Origin of the sequence: Brachyspira innocens ATCC 29796, from assembly GCF_000384655.1 — a bacterium.
Classification (GTDB): domain Bacteria; phylum Spirochaetota; class Brachyspiria; order Brachyspirales; family Brachyspiraceae; genus Brachyspira; species Brachyspira innocens.
The window spans coordinates 1-1,117 of the sequence record NZ_ARQI01000003.1; the positions used below are offsets into that span (position 1 = coordinate 1).

At 26.2% G+C, this 1,117-nt stretch carries 1 protein-coding gene; it reads left to right on the forward strand.

Annotated elements, in window-relative coordinates; translation table 11 throughout:
* Positions 1-21 precede the first annotated feature (21 nt).
* On the forward strand, positions 22-1,117 hold a 1,096-nt coding region (locus tag F811_RS0100015), incomplete at its 3' end, for a restriction endonuclease subunit S (RefSeq protein ID WP_026364291.1).

Below are 1,117 nucleotides of genomic sequence, written 5' to 3' on the forward strand. Positions count from 1 at the left end.
GTAGGATTTAAAAATAAAGTTATGAGTTTGCTAGAAGAATTGTTAAACAAATACTGCCCCGACGGCGTGGAGTATAAAAAGCTTGATGAAGTTGTTAGTATTTTAGATAATTTAAGAAAGCCTGTCTCAAAAAATAAAAGAATAAAAGGTAATTACCCTTATTATGGAGCTAATGGAATTCAAGACTATATTGATAATTATATTTTTGATGGTACATTTATTTTAATGGGTGAAGATGGTAGTGTAATAAATAAAGATAATTCACCAGTTTTAAATTGGGCTATCGGTAAGATATGGGTTAATAATCATGCTCATGTTTTATATAATGAAAATATTAATACATTAAGATTTTTATTTTATTATTTACAAACTATTGATGTTAGTAATATTGTAAGAGGTATACCACCAAAAATTAACCAGCAAAATTTAAGGAATATAGAAATACCAGTCCCGCCAATAGAAGTACAAAAAGAGATAGTGCGTATATTAGACATATTTACAGAAAAAACAAATCAATTACAAGAGCTTTTAAATAGAGAAACCATCTTAAGAAAAAAACAGTATGAGTATTATCAAAATAAACTTTTATTTAATACGAAATTTAATAAAGTTAAAATGAGTGATATTTGTACTGTTAATCAAGGATTACAAATTCCTATTAGTCAGAGAAAAAAAGAAGATGGAAAAAACAGATATTTTTATATTACAGTACAATTTTTAAAAGGAAATAATAAAGATAAATATTATATTGAAAATCCAGCAGAAAATGTTATATGCGATACCGATGATATATTAGTTACTAGAACAGGAAGCACAGGAAAAATAATAACAGGAGTAAAAGGCTGTTTTCATAATAATTTTTTTAAACTTAATTTTTTTAATAATATAAATAAAAGATATATTTATTATGTATTGAATACAAAAAAAATGTATGAACAAATGTTAAATGCTGCATCTGGTGGTACTGTTCCAGACTTACCTCATAAAGCATTTTATAAATTAGAAATTTACTTTCCACCTTTAGAAGAGCAAAAGCGTATAGTAAAAATACTTGACCGTTTCGACACTTTATGTAATGACATTACTAGAGGGCTGCCTGCGGAGATTGATATGCGTA